The sequence below is a fragment of the Alistipes sp. HGB5 genome, assembly GCF_000183485.2.
Taxonomy (GTDB): domain Bacteria; phylum Bacteroidota; class Bacteroidia; order Bacteroidales; family Rikenellaceae; genus Alistipes; species Alistipes finegoldii.
On record NZ_AENZ01000086.1, the window covers coordinates 67,224 to 90,368 of the forward strand.

Here is a 23,145-nt window from a genome sequence, read left to right on the forward strand (position 1 = left end):
GTAAACGTCTAACCGGAACCGAAGTGGAAGATTCGACATTGATAGCAAGGGTGAAAGCCGGCGACCGCGGCGCTTTCAACGAACTTTACGGCATCTACTGGGCGTCGCTCGTCAATTATGCCGGCCTGTTCGTCGGGGACGACGGGGCGGAGGATGTCGTACAGGACGTCTTCGTGCGCGTGTGGCTCCGCCGCGACAACCTGCGCGACGACGGCACGCTGCAGGGCTACCTGCTCCGCTCGGTCTACCACGCTTCGCTCAACGCCCTCAAGAAGGGCGCCAACGCCACGGCCTACCGGTCGTGGGTGGCGCAGCAGATCGAACAGAGCTGTTACGCCCATTACGATCCCGATGACAGCGAGGTGATCCGCAAACTCTACTCGCAGGAGATCGCCGGCCAAATCGACGCGGCGGTCGAGTCGTTGTCGCCCAAGTGCCGCGAGGTGTTCCGCATGAGCCATATCGAAGGACTTTCGAACCGTGAGATCAGCGAACGGCTGGGCATTACGCTTTCGACCGTCGAAAACCATATCTACAATGCCCTGAAGCAGCTCCGACAAAAATTGAGTCACTATAAGATGCTGATTCTCTTGACAATGTATATTCTCGGCAGATAATTTTTCATTTTTGCATAGGTGATTTGCCCCGGCGAGGTGTATTTAGGGTAGAAACCCAATATTCCGAACCGTGAAACAAGACGACACGACCGCCCGTTTCGACGAGAAACAGCTCGCTGCCTACTTCTCCGGCACCGCGACTCCCGAAGAGGAGCAGGCCCTGCTGGCGTGGATTCGCAGCAGCGATGACAACCGCCGTACCTTTGCCGAGCTGCGCGCCGTCTGGCAGCGCGGCCGCATGCAGCGTCCCGATACGCAGCTGCAGGCCCGTTTCGTGCGTTCGCTCAACAGCCTCAACCGGCGGATCGACGCCCTCGGCGCCGACGCCCCGCTCCGCAGGGGCCGCCGTATTCCGCTGCGCCGCTTCGCTGCGGCGGCAGTCATCGTCGTGGCGCTCGCCGCGGCTTTCATGACCTACCGGGTCGCCACCGCACCTTTCGTCCATCGTTTCCACAACGCCGATACCGTGGCCATGCACGTGGCCATGCCCGACGGCACCGACGTCTGGCTCAGCCCCGGTACGACACTCTCCTACGACGATACGTTCCGCATCGACGGCCGCAATGTCGAACTCGACGGCGAGGCCTATTTCGACGTCACGCACGATGCCGGACAACCCTTCGTCGTCACCGCGCCCGCACTCCGGGTCCGCGTATTGGGCACGGTCTTCAACGTCCGCTCCTTCAGCGGCGATCCGGTCGCCGAAGCCACGCTGGCCGAAGGCTCCGTGGCCCTGCAGCACGCCGGCGGCCGCAACCTGATCTGCCTGCATCCCGGCCAGCAGGCCGTCTATGACGCCGACGCCGAGTTGCTCGAAGTCAACGAAGTGCCCGTGGGCGACCTGCTGCTGATCCGTTACGGGGTCGTCACCCTCGATGACGTCACGCTGCCCGAAATCGTCGCGCGCATCGAACGGACCTACGGCGTAAGCCTGCGCATCGGGGCGCAGCAGATACCCGGCGAACGCTACAATTTCAGTTTCCAGAAGGACGCTTCGGTCGAGGACGTCGTGGAGCTGCTGCAGTTCGTGTCGGGCTGTCGTTTCGAAATAATTCAGCTGAATCGATAAATAGTAACCCAACCCCAAATCCGCTCAGCCTATGGAACAAGAGTCTTTTGCTATCCTTTAGTCCGAACCCGCCGTTCGGACCGGCCTTAAAACAAACTTCTTCCTTTATTCTAATCTGAAACATAATGAAAAAATCGATTACTTCACTCCTGAAAGGGTGGTGTGCGGCTCTGTTATGCGCCGGCCTGACGCTCCCGTCGTTCGCGGCGGCCGATGCCGACGCGGCTTTCGCCGCGCAGCGCCACGATCTGAAACTGTCGCTGCGCAACGCTCCCCTGCGCGAGGTGGTGACGGCTTTCACCCAACAGACGGGCGTGGTCTTTTCCTATGAAACTTCGCTCGGCGAACGGACCCTTCCCCATGTGGACGTCGCGCTGAACGGCTCGACGCTCGACGAGATGCTGGCTTCGGTATTCGCCGGCACCGGCATTTCCTATAAGATCAAGGACAAGGTGGTTGCTCTGTCCGCGCCTCCGCAGTCCGATGCGCCGGCCGCGCGCAGCGCCGCGCAGCAGCGGAAGCAGACCGTCGCCGGCCGTGTGACCGACGAACAGGGCGAACCGCTGGCCGGCGTGAGCGTGCTGGTGAAAAACACCCTTACGGGCACCTCCACCGATGCCGATGGCCGCTACTCGCTCTCCGTTTCCGGAAGCGGCGCCGTGCTGGTCTTCATGTATTTGGGATTCCAGACCCTCGAAGAGGAGGTCGGCGCCCGAAGTACGCTCGACGTGACGCTGCGCGAGAACAAGCAGATCCTCGAAGAGGTCGTCGTCGTGGGCTACGGTTCGGTCAAGCGCCGCGACCTGATCGGCGCCGTGGATCAGGTGGACAGCAGGCAGTTCGCCGAACGCTCCAATCCGAGCGTCTCGCGTTCGCTGCAGGGCGCCATCCCCAACCTCAATATCTCGATGCGCGACGGCAAGCCTTCGCGCGCCGCGACCATCGACATCCGCGGCGCCGGTTCGATCGGTTCGGGCGGCGGTGCGCTGGTGCTGATCGACGGCGTCGAGGGCGACCTCGAAACGGTCAATCCGCAGGACATCGCCAGCGTATCGGTGCTCAAGGACGCATCGTCGGCCGCCATTTACGGCGCCCGCGGCGCTTTCGGCGTGATTCTCGTGACTACCAAGTCGGCTTCCGAAGGCGAGGTGAACGTCACCTACAGCGGCAGTTTCTCAATCCACTCGCGCACCGTCAAGCCCAACCTCGTGACCGACGGTTACGAGTGGACGACGGGTTATATCAACGCATGGAACGGCTACTACAACGGTTCGAAGGAGCTCAATTCGACGATCAACAACATCGTGCCCTATTCCGATTCGTGGTACCGGGAACTCGCCCGCCGCAGTACGGATCCCTCGCTCGAACGCGTGCGCATCAACGACAACGGCAAATACGAATATTTCGGCAATACCGACTGGACCAAAGCCTTCTACAAGGACGTGAACTATTCGCACGAGCACAACCTGAGCATTTCGGGCGGCGGCAAAAACGCCGATTATTACGTTTCGGGCCGCTTTTACGATCAGGACGGCATCTACCGCGTCGGCGACGAACGCTACAAGCAGTATAACGTGCGGGCCAAAGGCAGCGTGCGCATCCGCCCGTGGCTGCGTCTGAACAACAACATGGACTTCACGGTCGTGGACTACCACCAGCCGATGCTCTACTACAGCAACCAGCTCGTGCCGCGCATGGTCGAACACTCCGGCCAGCCCGTCAGCCTGATTACCAATCCCGACGGCACGTGGACCTATGCCGCCGTGCTGAACGGTTACGCCGGGTTCGCCGAAGGGACGAGCTACCAGCAGGAGGATAAATTCACGCTCAAGGACAAGCTCGGCGTCGAGATCGACCTCGTGAAAGACGTGCTCAAGGTCTCCGGCGACCTGTCTTACCTCTTTTCGCGCAACACGCGCGAACGCGTGACCAACATGTACACCGGCTATACCGGACCCGAATCGACCATCACGGTCAATGAAAGTCAGGGCAGCACGCTCCAGAACGTCCGTTACGACATGAACTATGTTTCGAGCAACATCTATGCGGAATACACCCCCAAACTGGGCGACGACCACTCGCTCAAACTTTTGGGCGGCTGGAATCTCGAAAAGAAGAAATACCGCACCCTGACCGTCAAGCGCGAGGGGCTGACCGTTCCTTCGAAGCCCAGTTTCGGGCTGATGGACGGCGTGACGAGCGACCCCACGGTCGGCGGTTACGACTGGAGCTACGTCGGAGCCTTCTTCCGCGCCAATTACGGCTACAAGGGGCGCTACCTCGCCGAGTTCAGCTGCCGCTACGACGGCTCGTCGAAATTCCCCCAGAATTCGAAGTGGGGCTTCTTCCCCTCGGCTTCGGTGGGCTGGCGGCTCTCCGAAGAGAAGTTCATGGGGTGGTCCGAGGGCTGGCTCGACAACTTCAAGATCCGCCTTTCCGCCGGTTCGATGGGCAACGGCAACATCGACCCCTACAAGTATATCGACTACATGACCCTCAAGTCCTCGACCGTGGTCATCGGCAATGCGCTGGGAACCTACACCGTCGCTCCGGGCGCCATTCCGCTCTCGCTCACGTGGGAGACCTCGACCACGTACGACGTCGGCGCCGATCTGGACCTCTTCAAGAACCGCCTGACGATGGGCTTCGACTGGTACCGCCGCTATACGACCGATATGTACACCGTCGGCGTGAGCCTGCCCGCCGTGTACGGCACGGCGGCCCCCAAGGGCAACAACGCCTCGCTGAAGACCAATGGCTGGGAGCTCTCCGTAGGCTGGCGCGACAGCTTCAGACTGGCCGGCAAGGAGTTCCGCTACGGCGTCAAGGCGATGGTCTGGGATTCGCGTACGTGGGTGACCAAATACATCAACCCCACGGGCAACCTCGACGACTATTACGAAGGCATGGAGCTGGGCGAAATCTGGGGTTACCGCGTCGAGGGCCTTTTCCGCGATCAGGACGACATCGACTCCCACGCCACGCAGTCCTTCCTGCAATCCTCCGACAAGGTGACGCGCCCCGGTCAGGTCAAGTTCGCCGACCTGAACGAGGACGGCAAGATCGATCAGGGCGCCAAGACGCTCTCCGACCACGGCGACCTGACCGTCATCGGCAACACCTCGGCCCGCTACCATTACGGCATCAACGTCAATCTGAACTGGAACGGCATCGGCATTTCGACCTTCTGGCAGGGCGTCGCCAAGAAGAACTGGTATCCACGCTACGATTCGGGTTACTTCTGGGGGCAGTACAACCGTCCGTTCGGCTACATGCTCAAGGCCCATACGGGCAGCAACGTCTACAGTGAGGAGCTGGACAACTGGGACACGGCCTACTGGCCCCGCTATTCGGCTTACCAGACCAACGAAAGCTCGGTGAACCGCGTGCTGACCACGCCCAACGACCGCTACATGCAGGACGTGTCGTACATCCGCCTGAAAAACCTGACCGTCGATTACACCTTCCCGGCCCATATCTGCCGCAAGATGCGGATCAAGGGGCTGAAGGTCTATGTTTCGGGCGAGAACCTCTGGACCTCCTCGCCGATGTTCAAATACTGCGACAACTACGACCCCGAAGTCATCAACGCGGGCGACTCCGACTTCCGTACGACCGAGGGCGACGGTTACAGCTATCCGATGCTGCGCACCGTGACGCTGGGTCTCAACCTCACGTTCTAATTCTCAAACCATGCAAACGATGAAAAAGCTGTTTCTGATTCTGTCGGTCGCCGCGGGGCTTGTCTCCTGCGAGGATTTCCTGACCGCCGGAGACCCCAATAAGATCGACGCTCCCTCCTATTTCCGCAACGAGAGCGATCTGGAGGCCTATGCCAACGGATTTCTGCAAACCATGATCCCGACCGCCATTTCCGTGGCCACGGGCGACGCCCGCGCCGACTACATGGCTTGGCGCGGTGAGTGGCAGTACCTCACCGACAACTTCGACGCCGACGACCAGTCGGGCTGGTCTACGGGCAGTTGGGAGGACCTGCGCAACATCAACTACTTCCTCGGCAACTTCCGCCGGGCTGCGGCCGGCGAGGCGATTCTCGACCATTACGAAGGCGTCGCACGCTTTTGGCGCGCCTATTTCTACATGAACAAGGTCAAGACCTTCGGGGCCGTGCCGTGGTATGACAGGGAGATCGACGCCAACGACCGCGAGGCGCTCTACAAGCCGCGCGATTCGCGGGAATACGTCATGCGCAAGGTGCTCGAAGACCTCGATTTCGCCTCGACGCACTGCATCACCAACGCCAAGCTCGAAGTCAATTCGGTGCGCATCACCCGCAACGTGGCGCTGGCCTTCAAGGCCCGTTGCTGTCTCTACGAGGGCACTTTCCGCAAATACCACGCGAACGATCCCTCGACCGGCAAGCCGTGGACGGCCGACGAGTCGGAGATGTACCTCCGGGCCTGCGCCGACGCCTGCGAAACGCTGATGGGCGAGGGCAAATATGCGCTGGTTTCCGATCCGGCCAAGGTCGCCACGCAATACCGGAGTCTGTTCACCAGCGAGAGCGTCGCCTCCGGCGAGGTCATCTGGGCGCGCGCCTACGACGCTTCGCTCAACGCCACGCATATCCTCAATACCTATTTCGTGAATATGCAGTACGGCAGCTACTCGCTCACGCGCCAGTTCGTCAATACCTACCTCAACCGGGACGGCAGCCGTTTCACCGACAAGGCGGGGTATGAGAAAACCCTTTTTGCCGACGAGTTCGAAAACCGCGACTACCGCCTGATGCAGAGCATCCGCTATCCGGGCTATACGCGCAGGAACAACAACGTCAATACGCCCTACGCCCCCGATTTCGGCTACTGCGTGACGGGCTACCAGCCCATCAAGTGGGTCATCGACGACACTTCGATGGACAGCAATACGGCTCCCTGCGCCACCTGCATTCCGATCCTGCGCTATGCCGAGGTGCTGCTCAACTACGCCGAGGCCAAGGCCGAACTGGGCGAATTCAGCGAGACGGTCTGGAACGCCACGATCAAACTCCTGCGCGAACGCGCCGGGGTGGACGGCGCGATGCCTTCGGCCTACGATCCCTACATGGCCGAATACTTCCTCAACACCACGACCGACATGGCCATCTTGGAGATCCGCCGCGAACGCGGAATCGAACTGCTGCTCGAAAACTGCCGTTGGGACGACGACATGCGCTGGGGTATGGGACGGCTGCTGGAACGCCCGTGGTACGGGGTCTATGTAGGCGAGCTGGGCAAGGTCTACGACATGGACGGCGACGGTTCGGGCGACGTCTGCTTCGTGCGTGAAAATCCCCCGGTGACGGAGCCGGGCGTGACCTACCGGGTGCTGGGCGGCGACTATGCGCTTACCGACGGCGACAGCGGCTATATCGAGTGCTACATCCGCATGAACCGCAAGTGGGACGACAAGAAGTACGTGCGGCCGATCCCGACCACGGCCCTCAACGACAATCCCGCGCTGGGCCAGAATCCGGGCTGGAAGAAATAAACGATTGCGAACCTGAAAAATGAAAATCATGAAACGAATATATCAGTTTTTGCTGCTGGCCGCCGGGTGCGCGGCGCTGACGACGGCGTGCAGCGACGACGATGACAGCTATCTGGTCCGCGAGACGGATTCGATCCGCTTCGCCAGCTGTCTGGCCTCGTCCAAGCAGATCACGCTCCGCTGCAACGGCAGCTGGCGAACCGTGATTCCCGAAGACGCCGGATGGCTTTCGACCTCTCCCTCCGAAGGCGTCGGCAGCGGCGCGTTCGAGTGGATCGCCGTTTCGGCCACGCACAACCGTTCCGCCGAGCGCACCGCGACCATCTACCTCGAAAGCGGCGGCAGGCAATATCCGATCACGGTCACGCAGGCCGACGGCGCCGTCGTTTACGGCGCGCCCTATGTCGAAGGCAACCTCATCGAGCAGGAGCCGTCCAAAGCGCGCCTCTGCTTCACCTACGCCAATGCCTATGGCGACGAAACGATCGACGTGAGCTGCGCCCTGGGCGGCGATTCGCAGGGCCTTTCGGTGGCCGGCGCTTCGGTGTCGCTCGTCAACGGCGGCGATACGGTGGCGCTCGACATTGCGGGAACGCCGACCGTGCCGGGCTATGCGGCCTTCGCCGTGTCGGTGGACGGCGTGCAGATCGGTACGGCCCGCGCCAAGGTGTACGCCATGAGCGAAATGCCGATCGAGGGGCTTCCCGTGACGTGGGAGTTCTGTCCCGTCAAGGGCAGTACCGAGGACGTCAATGCCCTGAAAGCCCGGCAGCCCGACTGGGTAACCGCGTCGCACAGTCTGGTTTCGGAGGACGGCCGCGCCTACATCACGGTCGTCGAAGCCGATGCCAAGACGGCTTCGGCGGTCAACAGCTGGGGCTACAACGACGGGCACGCCTATCTCAAGGGGCTCTATACCGGCGATTACTGGCTGCAGAAGATTCCGGTGAAATACCTTGTCTCCGGCACGAAGATCAACTGTACGGGCAGCATCGGCGGTTCGGGTTCTTCGGCGGGGTTCTTCCTGATCGAGTATTCGGCCGACGGGCAGACTTGGCGGCAGGCCGGCGGCGCGAAGAGCGGAACCTTCAACAATACCGAGGTGACCTACCATGTCCGCGCCTACGACAGTCCGCTTTTCGAAGGCGAGAATACGGGTTATTTCTCGTACGATTTCCCCGTCGATCTTACGATCAATTCGGGTACGCTCTGGATACGCTACCGGGTTTCGGCCAACGTGCGCATCACGGCGAACAATACGATCACTACGGGCGGAGGCGGTTCGACGCGCCTGAAGGGCACCTTCTCGGTGTCGGTCGTCGATGAGAACATGAATTGATGAAAACAACGAACAGTATGAAAAAATACCTCACTCTGCTGTTGCTGGCCGTCGTTTCGGCCGCAGCGGGCGCCGGATGCTCCTCGGACGACAGGCCGGTGCAGATCACGTCGCTCAAACTCAACGAGAAGGATCTGGAACTTACCGTCGGGCAGTCGTTCCAACTGGTCGCCGCGACCCGTCCCGCCGACGCCGGAGTCACGCTCAAGTGGAGCTCTTCCGACCAGACGGTCGCCACGGTCGATCAAACCGGACTGGTGACGCTCCGCGCCTTCGGCACGGCCGTCATTACGGCCCGCTACCGCAGCTACTCGGCCCGCTGTACGGTCGCCACGTTGCAGGAGCCGCCGCTCGACCCTTCGGCTGCGCTCGCGGCCCCGCTCTCCGACGGGATTATCTACAGCAAGAACGTACTGCTGTATTATCCATTCATTTTTAGATAGAGTTGTAACTTAAAAAGTTATGACTCTATTTGCATATAGCAGGTAATGGTTAGGAAACAGTCGTATGCATTTGTTCGCATCTGCGTTCCATCTTGTCAAACAACTCCTGTTATTGAATACAAATTTAATAAAATGTCCCGATTTTTCAAATTGGATAATTTATTTAGAATGACTTCACCATGATAAATAGACAGTCCTCCAATGGTTATATTCCATCAAATGATCGTGAACAACAAAACTATCTCGGAGGATATGGGTTATCGTTCCGGAATATTGAGGAACATAAACACATTGACAAACGCTTGTACACTAATATAGAGCGTATGACTTTAAATATTTGGTTCTCCCGTCTCTAAATAGATTGAACCTGATAGATAAGCCGATTATATGCGATGTTGAACCGTTCACATAAATATCGATCGCTTCTGAATCGTACGATAAGCCCCGGGGATCTTTGATTTTGAAAACTAGCAAATCTCCGGGGCGATCTATGACGAATCGGTTATCGACCGGTGTGTTTATCGGGCATTGCCCCCTCCGGAACGTCAATTACGATGTCGTTTCTGTTTGCGAAATGAAGACGATCTTTCGGAACAGGAGCGACCCAACGGCATATTCGTCCGCGCCAGGGCATACGGGAAAAATCCGAAGGCCGAAAATAAAAGGGCTGTCTGTTATTCCCTCCACCCGGACCTTTTCCCGAATCAACCCAAAGTCAGCCACGTCCGACTCCGTTTCAAGGCTGCGCACAGTCTGCCGCCCAGAAAGAAAAGGCGATAACGCACAATAGTCGATGGAACGATTAATCGAAATATTCTTTCCAGATTTCCGGCACATCGAACGGATAATAGTTGTCGATCTCCGCGGCGAGAGTAACCAATTGTTTCCGTTCAGGACTTCGAATCACTCCATCCCGACATACGGCGGCCCGGACCACCGTCGAATCGGTCACGGTAAAAGGAGCTTCGTAAAGCGAAGCGTCGGGCGTCGGCGGGGTTCCGTCTAACGTGTAGCGAATCTCTGCGGGATATTTCTCACAGTCGAGAGTCACCTCAACCGCTCTATTTCCGGAACGAATGCGAGTCGTGATCTCAACTTCGTCGCTCAGCGTAAAAGTATTTAGCCCCCGTTGCTGCAACAGTGGGATATGGGAGTTCATCCGGACTTTGAAATCGCACCATTCGCGCTTCTCCTGCGGTGTCCATGCCAATTCTGCCACAGCCAGCAGACGCGGAAAGATCATGTATTCCTGTTGCTCTTCATCTTCGATATATTCAGCCCACGTACATCCCTGCACACCGACGATGCGGTCGGCGCGATCCGCCCGGATCGGCTCCACGGCCGCAGGGTCCACGAATTCGGCCCGGATGATCGACTCGTTGCGGGCCGCCGATTCCGGATCAGCCGGCACCGGCTCGAAAGCGTACATCTTTTTAATGGGAGAATATCCGTACATGGCACGCGGCTGAGTGGAAGGATCGGCCTGATACCAGTCGAAATAGAGCACTTCACCGGGTGTCATTACGGCATAATTGCCCCGATTAGCGGCTTCGATAGCCCCTTTCTGTCCACGATACGACATAACCAAGGTTTCGGAATGCAGTTCGTTGTGCAGTATTTCATCCCAGCCGACCATAACCCGCCCTTTCGAAGCGAGAAAATCCTGGATACGGGCGATCATATAGGGTTGGAGTCCCTGTATCCCGTCAAGTCTCTCCCGCTCGATCAGGGCCTGGCATTTCGGACAGGTCGCCCAGGCGACTTTCCGGGCCTCGTCGCCTCCGATATGGATGTATTTCGAAGGGAAAAGCTCCATAACTTCGGTAAGCACATCCTCCATAAAAGTATATACCTGTTCGTTGCCGACACAAAATTCTCCCGTCGTATAAGGTTTGCCCGTACAGCACAACTCCGGATAGCCGATGAACACGGCGTCGGAATGCGCCGGGAATTCGATCTCGGGAATGACCGTAATGTGCCGCTCGGCGGCGTAGGTCACGATCTCACGGATGTCCTCTTTGGTGAAATATCCGCCGTAAGCGCCCGGAGTTCCCTCGGGAAGATAGCGACGGTCGTTCTGGTCCCACCATGCATACCAATCCCGCTGCGTGCGGAATGCCCCTTCGGCGGTGAGCCGCGGATATTTGTCGATCCGGATGCGCCAACCACCGTTATCGGTCAGATGGAAATGGAATACGTTGAGTTTGTAGCGGGCCATTTCGTCCAGCATCTTCAGCACCTGACTTTTCGGAAAGAAATGCCGCGATACATCCATGTGCATGCCCCGGTAGGCAAACCGGGGCCGGTCGCTGACCCTTACGCAAGGAATACCCTTGTCGGTCATCAACTGTTCCAGCGTCCGTTTCCCATAGAAAATGCCGGTCTGGGTGGCGGCCGTGAGTCTCACCGACGAGCGATCGACCGTAAGTTCGTATCCCTCCCGTCCCAGCGCATCCATCCGGGAATTGTCCACAACTACGGTCGTGAAGTCGTCCACCGTCGTGTTTCCCGGCTGAAAATACCCGGACAGCACCTCCATTTCCGCCGGGCGCGGAATGAGATTCACCCGAATCGCTTCGTGTGAACAGCACCCGGAAAGGGCCATTAAACAAAGAAAAAGAATAGAGACTCCCCAGCCCGAACGGATACGTCCCGGCAACAATCGTTCATTCATGTCCAATTGATTTTTACATAAAATACGGCCCGGCCGTCAAGCCGGGCCGAAACATTCCTATTTACAGGACCACACGGTTATCTGCACTTCGGCAACATTCACATCGGAATCCTCGACCACATTGCCGTCGGCGTTCACCCGGGAGGTGATCTCGCATTTCACATACCGGTAGGTCGCATTTCCCTTGTCGAATTCGATCCGCCCGGTCGTGACCTCGGCTCCGGCGTCTTCCGTAGGTTTCGTCCGGTCGGAAGTGAAAGTCGTGATCAGCGTCCAGCTTTCGTTGCCGCCCCGATAGTCCTCCGGAGCATTGCTTCCATAGATATTCATCGTGCGGAGCTTCTGGCCGCCTTTGCCTCCGAATTTGTTCCAGTAGGTGAGCGTAATGCCCTGACATCCGGTTCCCAAATCCACATACCACGACGGAACGGTGCCTTTTTCTGCCTCCCCAACTGCGTCGGGGCCCCAATAGAGGTCCTTGTGCTCGTCGCTCCCGTCCATGATACCGTCATAAAGATACGAATCGTATTTTACGGAACCGTCCCAGTCGGTGAATACGGACGAAGCCCAGAAATTGTCATATCCGGGATCGGCTGCGCCGCTGATGGGAAGCGGCGCCGAGGACCAAACCTTATTCAGGTCGTCGTCGGTCTGGAAGTGATCCTCGATCGTTATGCTCGCATCCCACGGAGCATAGGTCAAACCCAACGTCAGTTCAGCATTCTTCAAGATCTCTTCCGCACGGCCTTCAAGCCGCGTGAGTTTGTCTGCCGGAATACTTCCGGAAAGACGTACGACGAAATCCTCATACGCGTCGCCCCGGAAAACCCGAAAATCCATCTTCACATTGGCCCTCGTCTCGTCCGAAGGCATCAGCACACTCCGGGCTGAAAAAACGGTTCCCTCTTTCGTCAGCTCGATCCGCTTCGAAGCAGGCTCCCCCGTCGAAAAGTCGTACTGCCCCGTAAGGTCGACCCGGTCGTAGAGATCGCCTACGGTAAGTTCCACGGCCGTGACATCATTCGGGACATCGGTCAGGCGGACATCCAAGGCCCCGACCAGCCGTTGCAGGTCGGAGACGGGAACCGTCGCGCCGACATTCCGGGAAACGGACGCCGTACCGAGCACCATATCCGGAATAGTCTCGTTCATGTCCGTTACGGTCACGGTTGTGTTCTTTTTGGCCTCGTCCGAAGCCTCATAGAAAACATGAGGAACATCACGATCCATCATCAGCGCGACAAGCGAATAAGCCGCCTTTTCCACCACGAAAGGTTCGAGATCGCCGAACGAGTCGGCATGCTGGTATTTATAGCAGTCGGATGACATGTCGTTGAAAAGGTAGAGCGACACCCCATACTCACCGAGCCCCTCGAAGCCATCGCTTTCGGATGCAAGAACGGGAACGATCTTCCAAAGCTGATCCCCCTCTTCCGGTCTTTCGGATTTCGCCTTGTCCTCGTCGCACGAGCAAAGCAGAACGAGCGTGAGCGCAGGCAGTAACAGAAGGCGTGCAAGGCGATCCGCCCATCCGCAGGCATTCCCGACATTCTGTTTTTTCATCATCATGGCTTTCATATTATATACTTGATTCTTCAGGCCCCGCAGGCCCACACGACTGCCGTTCGGGGCGATGCCGGGAACGGACCGTTAAAGTCCGCTCCCGCAAATCCCCATTCAGCGTATCGCAGGAGGAGAACTCCCCTCCGACAATTATTTGAACTCCCAGTAGGAAACCTCTACCTCGCCGACATTCACGTCGAGCACATCCGTAATGGTCGCACCGTCAGGATTGACCTTAGATGTCATCACGCATTTTACATACTGATAGGAGACGCTTCCATCCTCCGAGAATGCGATCTTGCCCGTCGTCACCTGCGCCCCGGCGTCCGTGGTCGGAGTGGTCTTGTCGGAGGTGAAAGTCATGATCTTCAACCAATCCGCATTGCCACCGCCGTAATCGGCTCGCGTATTGCTTGCGTAAATGTCCATCGTCTTGATTTTCTGACCGCCCTTACCGCCAGCCTTGTTCCAGTAGTCGATGGTCACGCCCTGCTTGGCAGCGCCGAGGTCGATATACCAGACGGGAGCCGTGCGGTCCCATTCGTCAGGACACCAATAGTTGCTTCCGTCCGTTTTGTTCCCGTCATAAAGGTTGTACTGCCAGAATGTCTCGCCCCAGCCGGAATCGCCTCCATCGGACGACGCCCAGAAATTGTCGTATCCAGGAGCGGCTGAACCGCTGATTGGAAGGGCTGTCGGACCCATCCACTGCTTGTCAGGGGTAGTCTCGTCGATGGTAAAGCTGTCGGAAAGATTCACCACCGTGCTGTCCCAGGCCGCGTAGGTAATCGCCGAGTTGAGGTTGACCTTCGAGGAGGAACTGCCGGCTTCGACCGTCGTCGCCAGTTCATACTGCCCGTTGGCCGCGATCCGGCCCGCAGGGGTGCTGGTGTAATCCGTGCCGTTGACGCTGTAAGTCAGCGAGAGGTTGGAAGCCTCCGTATCGGTAGGCATCACGATAGCATTGCCGACGAACTTGCCTTCGGCATTCTTGGTGAGTACAAGACTTTTCGATGCGAACGCAGCTCCGCTCTTGGAAAACGCTCCGTCGAGACTCACCTGATCGTACATGTTGCCGATCGTCAGGGTGATGCTCTCGGCATCGACGTTCTCCAGTCCGCTGACCGTCACCGTGACCGATGCCACGACGCGCTTGAGCTGGAGTGCGGCCGCCGCGCCTTCGGCACCGACCGTAACGACGTCGGAATTACCGACCAACAGTTCGGGAATCTGAGCCGAAATGTCGGTTATTTTGACACGTGCATCGGCAACGGCATTCGAAGCGGCGACACCCGTAAAAGTGAGATTCGTCTCGTCGCTGGAAGCGACGGCGTAAACGGTGTAGCTGCCCGGCTCGACCGAGAAAGAACCTAAAGCCGCAGCATCGGCGGCGCTCTTTGCATCCGCAATGTTACCCTCCGACACCAGAATCGCCCGGTGTGCATAAGCAGCCTCGGCGGCATCCGCCGAGCGGGTCTCGATCTTCAGTTTCGGTCCGTTGTCGGGAGTACCTCCCGGAATCTCCTCCGAAGAGGAGCAGCCCGTCAGAATCATACCGGCCAGCATGGCGACGGCAAATGTGTACATGGAATACTTTTTCATAATTATGCGTTTAAGGTGGTTAATAAAATTTTTTTATTGATTTCAGGCGGTTATTCGAACGTCACGTTCCGGACGTATCCGTTTATCTCCAGATGAGGCCCCGATCCGTCGGTTACCGGCGCGCCGTTGACCGTGAAGTTCCCGATCGTCACTCCGTCGATCGACTGCGCGTCGCTGCGTCCTCTGATCCAGCTCGGAGTCGCCCGCGTACCGGTATAGGCGATGTTGCGCAGGGTGATGTTCCGGGCCCATTGTCCATAAAGTCCGTCGAACGCCCAGGCGTTGGTGAAGTGCGCGCAGAAAACCTTTCCGCCGTCGATGTCCTCGACAATGATGTTTTCGAACGCAATATCCTCGAACGTGCCGTTATCGGCGATCATCACCGCCATCGCTCCGGGATAGATCCCGTCGTTCTGACGGTTTTCCAGCACGATGTTGTCGTGGAACCGGATATTCCGGAATGCAATGCCCCGCGCCTCGGGACCGACGAGCATGTTGTGCGCCTTGTCGGCCCAGAAAACACAATTGCGGATCTCGTAATCGTAGACATCAAACTTGTTCTGCGCCAGATAATAGACCGTCCAGATGGAAGCGTCGGTGAACGATCCGTCGGAGGCGGTGTGCGCGGTGACGTAATCGGTCTTTCCGTTGAAGGCCTTGATAGTCACGTTGTCGTCGTAGTTGCGCTGGAACGTATTCTCGACCAGTACATTGCGACAGCAGATGAAATCCATGCCGTCGGAGTTCATGATCCAGCCGATCTCCTTGATGTTGTCGATATGCACGCCCGTGCTTCCGACGATCTTGAGTGTCCAGTTCGGCGTGTCGCGCAGCAGGATGCCCTCGACCTTGAAACCGTTGCAGTCGAAGGTTTCGATCTGCGGCTGGCGGCCGTCACCGTGATTCTCCTTCGACGAACAGAGGATGCCCCGCCCCCGGATCGTCAAGTTGCGGCATCCCTTGGCATAGATGCAGCCGTAGACCAGCGCCCCCTCGTCGAGATAGATCGTCTGATTATCCTTATAGAGAATCTCCTTGCGCCCCATATTATGAATGCCGGGACCGAAATAAGTTACGTTGGCACCCGTCGGGATCGCCGTGTCGGGCAGGTCGGGCAGGATGAAGAGGTTCTCCATCCGGTTATCGTCGAACTCCACCGAAACCTTTTGCGCGGGATCGTCCAGTTCGAACTCGACGCTGTTCGGGGTCTGCACGTTGGGCACGATGCCGTAAGAAAGCGGACGAATCTCCACTTTCGAAAACGTCCCCGCACGGCGGGTCACACGGACCTTCAACGGAGCGGCGAACGCATCGGTGAACATTGCAAAGCCCATGTCATGCTGGACGTACCCCGCAGCCGGATTGGCGGCATAGTCCGAAACTTCGGCATTGTGCACGAAAATCTCTTCCCAGCATCCGTTGCGGAAAATCTCTACCGTGAAATCGTCATTGGCCGGACGGTCGTCCATGGCGGGCAGCCCGTCGTCGGGAATCGTCGTCGGAGCGTCCCAGGGGAGATAGCTGATCACGGGCGTAAGTTTCAGGTCGGTATCGTCCTTAAATTTCGCCGCGACCGAAAGCGCGTATTTCCGATTAGCCTCGATACGCGTTTCCTGCACGGAAACATAATTCTTTCCGTTGATCGTGAAGCGGAACTCCAACGTCGCGGAGGCTGTGTCAGTCGGCAGGACGACGGCCTGGCCGACATAACGTCCCGCGCTGTTCCGAGCCAGCACGATCGCCTTTTCGGAAAATTCAGCCCCGCTGTTTCCGGGCGTTCCGTCGGAGGCGATCCGGTCGTACATCCGGGGAATCGAGACCGTGATACTTTCGCAGGAGAGCGCTTCCAGCCCCACGACAGTCACCGTAAGGTGAGCCACGGCCCGCTTCATCCCGACCGGAGCCGAAACCGATCTGGCGACGGCTTCGAAACGGCTGTTGCACCCGATCAGCAGGTCGGGAATCGGAGCGGTCATGTCCGTTATCCGGACGCCGTACTCCGACAGAGCGATCCCCTCCGCTGCCGGAAAGGTCAGATTATCCTCGTCCGCAGCAGCAACCGCCAGCATTCCATAGGTTCCCGGCTCTACCCGAAACGGTGCGAGCGCCGCGGCGGATGCCGCAGAGACGGACTGCGCAACAACGCCTTCACGGATCAGGCAGACACGGTGGGCATAGGCGGCCTCCGCAGTCACGGACTGCGGTACGGCCCGCACCATAGCCATTCCGCCCGCAACCAAGTCCGAATCGCACGCGGAGTCGGAGCAGGCGGCTGACAGCGCGGCCGTACACAGGGCAAGAGAGGTTATTAAGATTCTTCTCATGACAAAAGTCTATTCGAACGTTACGTTTCGGACATATTCATTGATCTCCAGATGGGGGCCCGATCCGTCGGTTACCGGCGTGCCGTTGACCGTGAAGTTCCCGATCGTCACTCCGTCGATCGACTGCGCGTCGTTGCGTCCTCTGATCCAGCTCGGAGTCGCCCGCGTACCGGTATAGGCGATATTGCGCAGGGTGATGTTACGCGCCCATTGTCCATAAAGTCCGTCGAACGCCCAGGCGTTGGTGAAGTGCGCGCAGAAAACCTTTCCGCCGTCGATGTCCTCGACAATGATGTTTTCGAACGCAATGTCCTCGAACGTGCCGTCGTCGGCGATCATCACCGCCATTGCCCCGGGATAAATCCCGTCGTCCTGACGGTTTTCCAGCACGATGTTGTCGTGGAACCGGATATTCCGGAATGCAATGCCCCGCGCCTCGGGGCCTACGAGCATATTGTGCGCCTTGTCGGCCCAGAAAACGCAGTTGCGGATCTCGTAGTTGCAGACCTCGAAGTTGCGAAGCCCGGCAACCATCCAGATCGCCCCGTCGGAATAGGAGCCGTCGGTATTCGTATGGGAAGCGATGTATTCGGGCGTGGCATTGAAAGCCTTGATGGTCACGTTATCGTCGTAGTTACGCTGGAAGGTGTTTTCGACCAGCACATCGCGGCAGCAGATGAAATCCATGCCGTCGGAGTTCATGATCCAGCCGATCTCCTTGATATTGTCGATATGCACGCCCGTGCTCCCGACGATCTTGAGCGTCCAGTTCGGCGTGTCGCGCAGCAGGATGCCCTCGATCTTCAGATTGTCGCAATTGCGGAACTCCATCTGCGGCCGCCGGCCGGCGCCGTGATCCTCCTGCGACGAACAGAAAACACCTCGTCCTCGAATTGTAAGGTTGGCGGCATTTTCAGCCTCGATCCGTCCCAGCACGACCGCCCCTTCATCGAGATAGAGAATACGGCCGCTTTCATTCGCAATACGGATCACACCCGCATTGTGCACCCCGGGACCGAAATAAGTTACATTGGCACCCATCGGGATCGCCGTGTCGGGCAGGTCGGGCAGGATGAAGAGGTTCTCCATCCGATTGCCGTCGAACTCCACCGAAACCTTTTGCGCGGGATCGCCCAGTTCGAACTCGACGCTGTTCGGGGTCTGCACGTCGGGCACGATGCCGTAAGAGAGCGGACGAATCTCCACTTTCGAAAACGTCCCCGCACGGCGGGTCACGCGGACCTTCAACGGCTGCCGAAACGAGTCCGTAAACAAGGCGAACCCCATTGTATACTGGGTATATCCCGCCTCGGGATTGCCGGCATAATCGGAAACCCGGGCATTGTAAACGAAAATCTCCTCCCAGGTTCCGCCCCGAAAAACCTCGACCTTATAGGCGGCGTTTCCGGGCAGGACGTCCCGGCCCTCCCCATAGGCCGTTCCGGGCATCAGGCAAACAGCAAGTATCCAGAATACGCCTTGTGCAATCTTCAACAACATTCCTATTCGGTTTTAAATCCATACTTTTGCAGCAGAGCTTTCGCCTCTGCATCTGTCAATTCCTTGCCGGTCAACACTTTCAGCAGAGGACAGTTGATCCGGTAAATGCCATATTCCATATCGACAAATCCGAATCCGCCGTCGAGGCACTCCCAAAGCGTCCATGGAATATTATTTGCCTCCATGGCAGCCACCATATCCGTGAACCACGCCAAACGCATCGCTTCCGCGACGTTTTTACTGCATCCGAATTCGCCGCAATGTACCGCAAGTCCGGCATTCCGACCGTCGGACGCCGCATTGGACATTTCACCCATAATCCGGTCGGCATTGTAGGTCGTTTTGTGAAAAGAGGCATACTGCGGGTATTTGTCAGCATCCGACTGAGTGGGAATGACCACCCCCGGATATTGCACGGCTCCCTGATAGCCGACCCACGCCAGCATCTTATAATGCGACAGCAGCATCGGGAGATAATAATGGAACGACACAACCGCATTGGGATCTTCCTCGGCCACCCGTGCATACTTGATGTAGTTGTAGTCCTGCCAGCCCATTGCCGGGACGAATACGATCCGTTCGGGGTCCTGCTCTCGGACTGCCGTCAGAACCTCATTCTGGAGCTTATTCCAACCAGTTGCGTCGGGTGTCCCGTCATGCGGTTCGTTCAGCAGTTCAAAGGCCACGCACTTCGGATTGTGGCCCTTGAATTCTGCAGCAAGTTTTCGCCAAACATTTACGAAATGGGTGCGAAATTCGGGATAGGCAGGGTCGTACAACTCCTCCTCCCGGTAACTGTCCGAGCCTTCACGGGGAGCCAGTGTGTGCATGTCGAGAATCGCATACATGCCGTTTTGCTCGCACCATGTAAAAAGTTCGTGTAATTTCCCGACGGCCTTTTCGTTAAACTGCCCCTCCCGGTCAAAGATGCACAGCTCGTCGACGGGAACCCGGAAATGGTCGAATCCCAACTCTTTCCACAACGGGAATTGAGCGGGCATGACATAGCCCAACCAGTCACGATCGGCTTCCGTCATCCAATAAGCGAGGTTCACGCCGCGCCGAAACCGGAAGTCAGAGAGATGATCTGCCACCGGTATCGGAGCAATGTCGGCAACCAGTCTATAAGTGTACGTATTGCGGCCTTTGTAAACGGAAAAACTCTCCCCGGTCGAAAGGTCGTACGAAACCTTTTCGCTTGTCGGCCGATAGCCGTCGGAAAGCGTGATATCCAGCGGTACGGCACCCAACAGCTCCTCCGGATATTCCGAAGCATAGATCGTCGTGATCGGGAACGAAACCGTCCTCGTCTCATGGTCAATCACTCCCTCGATCGGTTTCCCGCGAAACAGGAAAGAGGCCGACAAGACCGGAGTTTCGTTCCGGGCTGAGATTTCGTAGGAGACCTCCCCGGCTCCCGAGCTGACCGTCACGGTTCGGGGTTGCGTCAGGTCCATCGTCGTCTCCGGTTCCTTCGGAGAAACCATCGCATACCCGGGATTCAACTGGAACGTCAACTCCACGGCATCCACATCCCGCTTTTTGTCGAAAGTCAGACGGATCGTCCGCTTGCCGTCGTCGATGACCGCCGAAATGGAAGTCCGCCCGCCGTCGGCAGCGGTCACCAGGGCAAAAGGCTTATTCGCAAATACGCCGTCCAGACCGGAATCTTCCCCACAAGCAGGCATCAATGCGACATAAATTAGCAGCAATATGTATTTCAAGAGTTTTTTCATCTTTATCGTTGCTTTTTCAATTATGATTGTCATTCGGCTTCGGGATCGACCAATTCCCGCACGACCTCGTAAAATTCGATCTCTGCGAGTGAAAAATAGGGCTGGTAGACATCGGTTCCTTTCACCACCTCGTATTTTACATGGGAAATAGGCTCTTCCGGCAGAAACAACTCCGAAGTGTAGGAGGAACCCAGATCACCGGGCAGGTTATCCAATTGGGCCAGCAACACCCACGTTTCGCCATCCGGGCTGCCGTAAATATTCACGGCCTTGGGCAGCGAACCGTTCGCTTTCTTACGGTTCCAATATTGGAATTTAAACGCTGAAACTTCCTTGCGAAGATCGAAAGTCAGGTGATGATAACCCGTAGGCTTCAATTCGGGATAGGTCCACTCATCCCAGAAACTCTGGAAAAAAGTATCCGGATTTCCATCCACAAGCAAATCCAAGGGGCCTTCGCTCGGCTCCTGGGCATTGGTAGCCAACTGGTCTGCTGCGAGCGGGATCGGATTCTCCGCAACAACCACATAATAGGACTCGGCCTTTTCACACTGCCGTTCGATATAGACGGGTTGCCCGGGCGTTCCGTTTACATCGTAAGCCGTAAATGTGAAACGGTACTTCCCATATCGGTTTAGCAGTCCGTCAATGTAGAGGGTGCCGGTATAGCGGCTGCACTGCTTCGAAATTGTCGTCTGCGTGCCGAAATCGTAATACGAAACCTCGGCATAGAGGAAGTCGCGGCTTTCGATCGGGTTCCATGTCAGTCGGATCGCTCCCGGAAATGCCTCGGCACGGATTCCCTGTACGGCGAGCGCCGTCATGACAGGCTCATCGTCCCCGCCGCACGAAACGCCGCACGAACAGGTAAAGAGTAACAGTATTTTATATATGCTTTTCATAGATGCAGTTTTTCAAATTCGTGATTCTGTCAATAACCCGGATTCTGGACGAACTTTCGTTCGTTCTTGTTGATGTCATCCTTGGGTATCGGCATCAGGTAATGCATCGGAGTCATGAACTTGCGCTGGACGATCACCTCGGTCACCCGGAAGAAATCGGCATCGGACTCCCCGTTGTAATTCATGCCTTTGGGGCGGACGTTGAAATACTTGTCGCCCTCTTTCCAACGGCGCACATCCCAGAAGCGGTGCCCCTCCAGATAAAGTTCGATAGTCCGCTCCTGACGTGCCATGCGGATCATTTCGTCGCGTCCAAGCGTCAGCCCCGCCTTTTCGAAAGCCTCGTCCACCGGGTCCAGTCCCGCCCGTTCGCGGACCGGTTTCAGCGCTGCTGCCGCTTCGTCAATCCGTCCCAAGTTGGCATAAGCCTCCGCAAGATTCAGGTACAGCTCTGCCATGCGAATCACCGGCCACGGATAATGCGGAGCGGCAACGTCCTCCTGAATGTTGTTGTAGAGCGGCGAACAACCCTTCTTATTGAGGTATCCCGTAGGGGTGTAGTTCGTCGTGCGCTCCTTGATGCCGAAAACATCGTTTTTGCGGAACTTCGTCTGCACGATGTTCGCGTTGTCGTCAGCTCCGTCGCGACGGAGCACTTCGTAATACCCGTTCTGGAAAGCCACCCACGCATAGAAGCGGGGTTCACGATCGATATTCAGGTTCATGGTCACACCGTCGCAGACATCGTTATGATACTCCCCGTAACGGTACCTCCCGGTATAGTCGTATTCCGGGTCGAGATCGATCGGAAGTCCGTTTTTGGAATAGAACATCTCGACCATCGTCAATGTCACGCCGACACCGTTGCCCGATGACGGACCCACGCGATAGGGAGTGGACTTGTATTGCAACCCATAGTGACCCTCTTTCCGGGTATCGGCCCACAGCACCTCTTTCGAAGTGTTGTAATCCATGAAATTCAGACGGAGCACCCGATGCACGGGATCGGTCGGTTGGGCGAACCTCGACGTAACCACCGGACTTTCGGTATAGAGTTTATAACCTGCGGCCTTAGCGACCTCAATGGCCTCCTCGGCTGCGGAAGCCGCCTTTTCCCATTTTGCCTCCGAATAAGTCTGGCTGATCAGATGGCGCCCGTCCACTTTGCTGACGAAATTTGCATAGTATTCGCTGTTTCCGTTGAAGAGCGGGGAAGCGGCATAGAGCCACAACCGTGATTTCAGCGCTTTGGCAGCAACGCTCGTGGCCCGGCCGTAGGCCGTGGAGGTCTGCTCTGCCGGCAGCATCCCGGCCGCTTCGTCGAACAGGTCAGAGATCCACTGCACACATACGTCGTAACTGTCCCGCTCGGGGAAGTCCGCCTTGTCCATATCGATGGACATGACGCCCTTGATAAGCGGAATCGGACCGTAGTTCTTCAAAAGCAGGAAATGGTAATAAGCGATCAGGAATTTCGCCTCTCCTTTGTAAATCCGGAGATTCGCCTCCGTCATGTTGGGCACTGCGTCGATATTTTCCAGCAAGATGTAGCACCGCCTGATACCTCCGAAAAGCGTATTCCAGTAGGAGATCACCGGTTCGCTGGCGTTGTAGTTTCCCTTCGGGAAGTTGGCGAAGGTCTCGTGTTCCCACGGGGTCACCACTTCATCGGCCGTCATCAGATCCAGCGAAGCTGTTTCGTGACGCGGATTGGGCAGGAACGAATAACAGGAATAGAGATAGCGTTCGGCCATCGTCGGGTTCTGGAAGGCGTCTTTCTCGTCCGGCGTCTCATCGGGGACTACGTCCAGATAACTGCACGCCTGAAACAGGAATGCGGCAGATAAAATCAGGGATAGAATATGTGTGTAATATTTCATAGGATT

The 23,145-nt window shown here is 57.4% G+C and carries 14 protein-coding genes; 6 read left to right on the forward strand and 8 right to left on the reverse strand.

The window, feature by feature from the left end; all coding sequences use genetic code 11:
* The first annotated feature begins 23 nt into the window (after nt 1-23).
* From HMPREF9720_RS14620 to HMPREF9720_RS14885, 6 genes are all read left to right on the forward strand, one after another.
* Nucleotides 24-617: an RNA polymerase sigma-70 factor gene (locus HMPREF9720_RS14620; protein WP_042493394.1), complete on the forward strand. Its 594-nt coding sequence runs from the start codon at nt 24-26 to the stop codon at nt 615-617.
* 70 nt (nt 618-687) lie between these two features.
* Nucleotides 688-1,686, forward strand: a complete 999-nt coding sequence (locus tag HMPREF9720_RS14625) for a FecR family protein (protein WP_009599121.1) — start codon at nt 688-690, stop codon at nt 1,684-1,686.
* A gap of 125 nt (nt 1,687-1,811) precedes the next feature.
* Nucleotides 1,812-5,369 (forward strand): SusC/RagA family TonB-linked outer membrane protein, encoded by a 3,558-nt coding sequence (locus HMPREF9720_RS14630; protein ID WP_009599094.1) that lies wholly within the window; start codon nt 1,812-1,814, stop codon nt 5,367-5,369.
* 19 nt (nt 5,370-5,388) lie between these two features.
* Complete coding sequence (locus HMPREF9720_RS14635) at nt 5,389-7,176, forward strand: RagB/SusD family nutrient uptake outer membrane protein (protein ID WP_009599155.1); 1,788 nt, start codon at nt 5,389-5,391, stop codon at nt 7,174-7,176.
* 28 nt (nt 7,177-7,204) lie between these two features.
* Nucleotides 7,205-8,515 (forward strand): BACON domain-containing protein, encoded by a 1,311-nt coding sequence (locus tag HMPREF9720_RS14640; protein ID WP_022044072.1) that lies wholly within the window; start codon nt 7,205-7,207, stop codon nt 8,513-8,515.
* Nucleotides 8,516-8,532: 17 nt separating this feature from the next.
* Nucleotides 8,533-8,958 (forward strand): Ig-like domain-containing protein, encoded by a 426-nt coding sequence (locus tag HMPREF9720_RS14885; RefSeq protein ID WP_254654392.1) that lies wholly within the window; start codon nt 8,533-8,535, stop codon nt 8,956-8,958.
* 802 nt (nt 8,959-9,760) lie between these two features.
* Here the strand turns inward: HMPREF9720_RS14885 and HMPREF9720_RS14655 are convergent.
* The 8 genes from HMPREF9720_RS14655 to HMPREF9720_RS14690 all read right to left on the reverse strand — a co-directional run bounded on the left by HMPREF9720_RS14655 (nt 9,761) and on the right by HMPREF9720_RS14690 (nt 23,139).
* Nucleotides 9,761-11,497, reverse strand: coding sequence for a beta-N-acetylhexosaminidase (locus tag HMPREF9720_RS14655; RefSeq protein ID WP_039940899.1), 1,737 nt, complete (start codon nt 11,495-11,497; stop codon nt 9,761-9,763).
* A 192-nt stretch (nt 11,498-11,689) separates the two neighbouring features.
* Nucleotides 11,690-13,201, reverse strand: a complete 1,512-nt coding sequence (locus HMPREF9720_RS14660; RefSeq protein WP_227901015.1) for a hypothetical protein — start codon at nt 13,199-13,201, stop codon at nt 11,690-11,692.
* A gap of 144 nt (nt 13,202-13,345) precedes the next feature.
* Nucleotides 13,346-14,797, reverse strand: coding sequence for a fimbrillin family protein (locus HMPREF9720_RS14665; protein ID WP_240047963.1), 1,452 nt, complete (start codon nt 14,795-14,797; stop codon nt 13,346-13,348).
* A 50-nt stretch (nt 14,798-14,847) separates the two neighbouring features.
* Nucleotides 14,848-17,121, reverse strand: coding sequence for a glycosyl hydrolase family 28 protein (locus HMPREF9720_RS15710; protein ID WP_175282424.1), 2,274 nt, complete (start codon nt 17,119-17,121; stop codon nt 14,848-14,850).
* 9 nt (nt 17,122-17,130) lie between these two features.
* Nucleotides 17,131-18,621, reverse strand: a complete 1,491-nt coding sequence (locus HMPREF9720_RS14675) for a glycosyl hydrolase family 28 protein (protein ID WP_009599145.1) — start codon at nt 18,619-18,621, stop codon at nt 17,131-17,133.
* Between the two features lie 2 nt (nt 18,622-18,623).
* A complete protein-coding gene (locus HMPREF9720_RS14680) occupies nt 18,624-20,357 on the reverse strand; it encodes a glycoside hydrolase family 5 protein (protein WP_240047962.1) in 1,734 nt (577 codons plus the stop codon).
* 29 nt (nt 20,358-20,386) lie between these two features.
* The gene (locus tag HMPREF9720_RS14685) at nt 20,387-21,259 is read right to left on the reverse strand and encodes a discoidin domain-containing protein (protein WP_009599158.1); all 873 of its coding nucleotides are present in this window, start codon (nt 21,257-21,259) and stop codon (nt 20,387-20,389) included.
* 29 nt (nt 21,260-21,288) lie between these two features.
* A complete protein-coding gene (locus tag HMPREF9720_RS14690) occupies nt 21,289-23,139 on the reverse strand; it encodes a RagB/SusD family nutrient uptake outer membrane protein (protein ID WP_009599100.1) in 1,851 nt (616 codons plus the stop codon).
* Between the last annotated feature and the right edge of the window lie 6 nt (nt 23,140-23,145).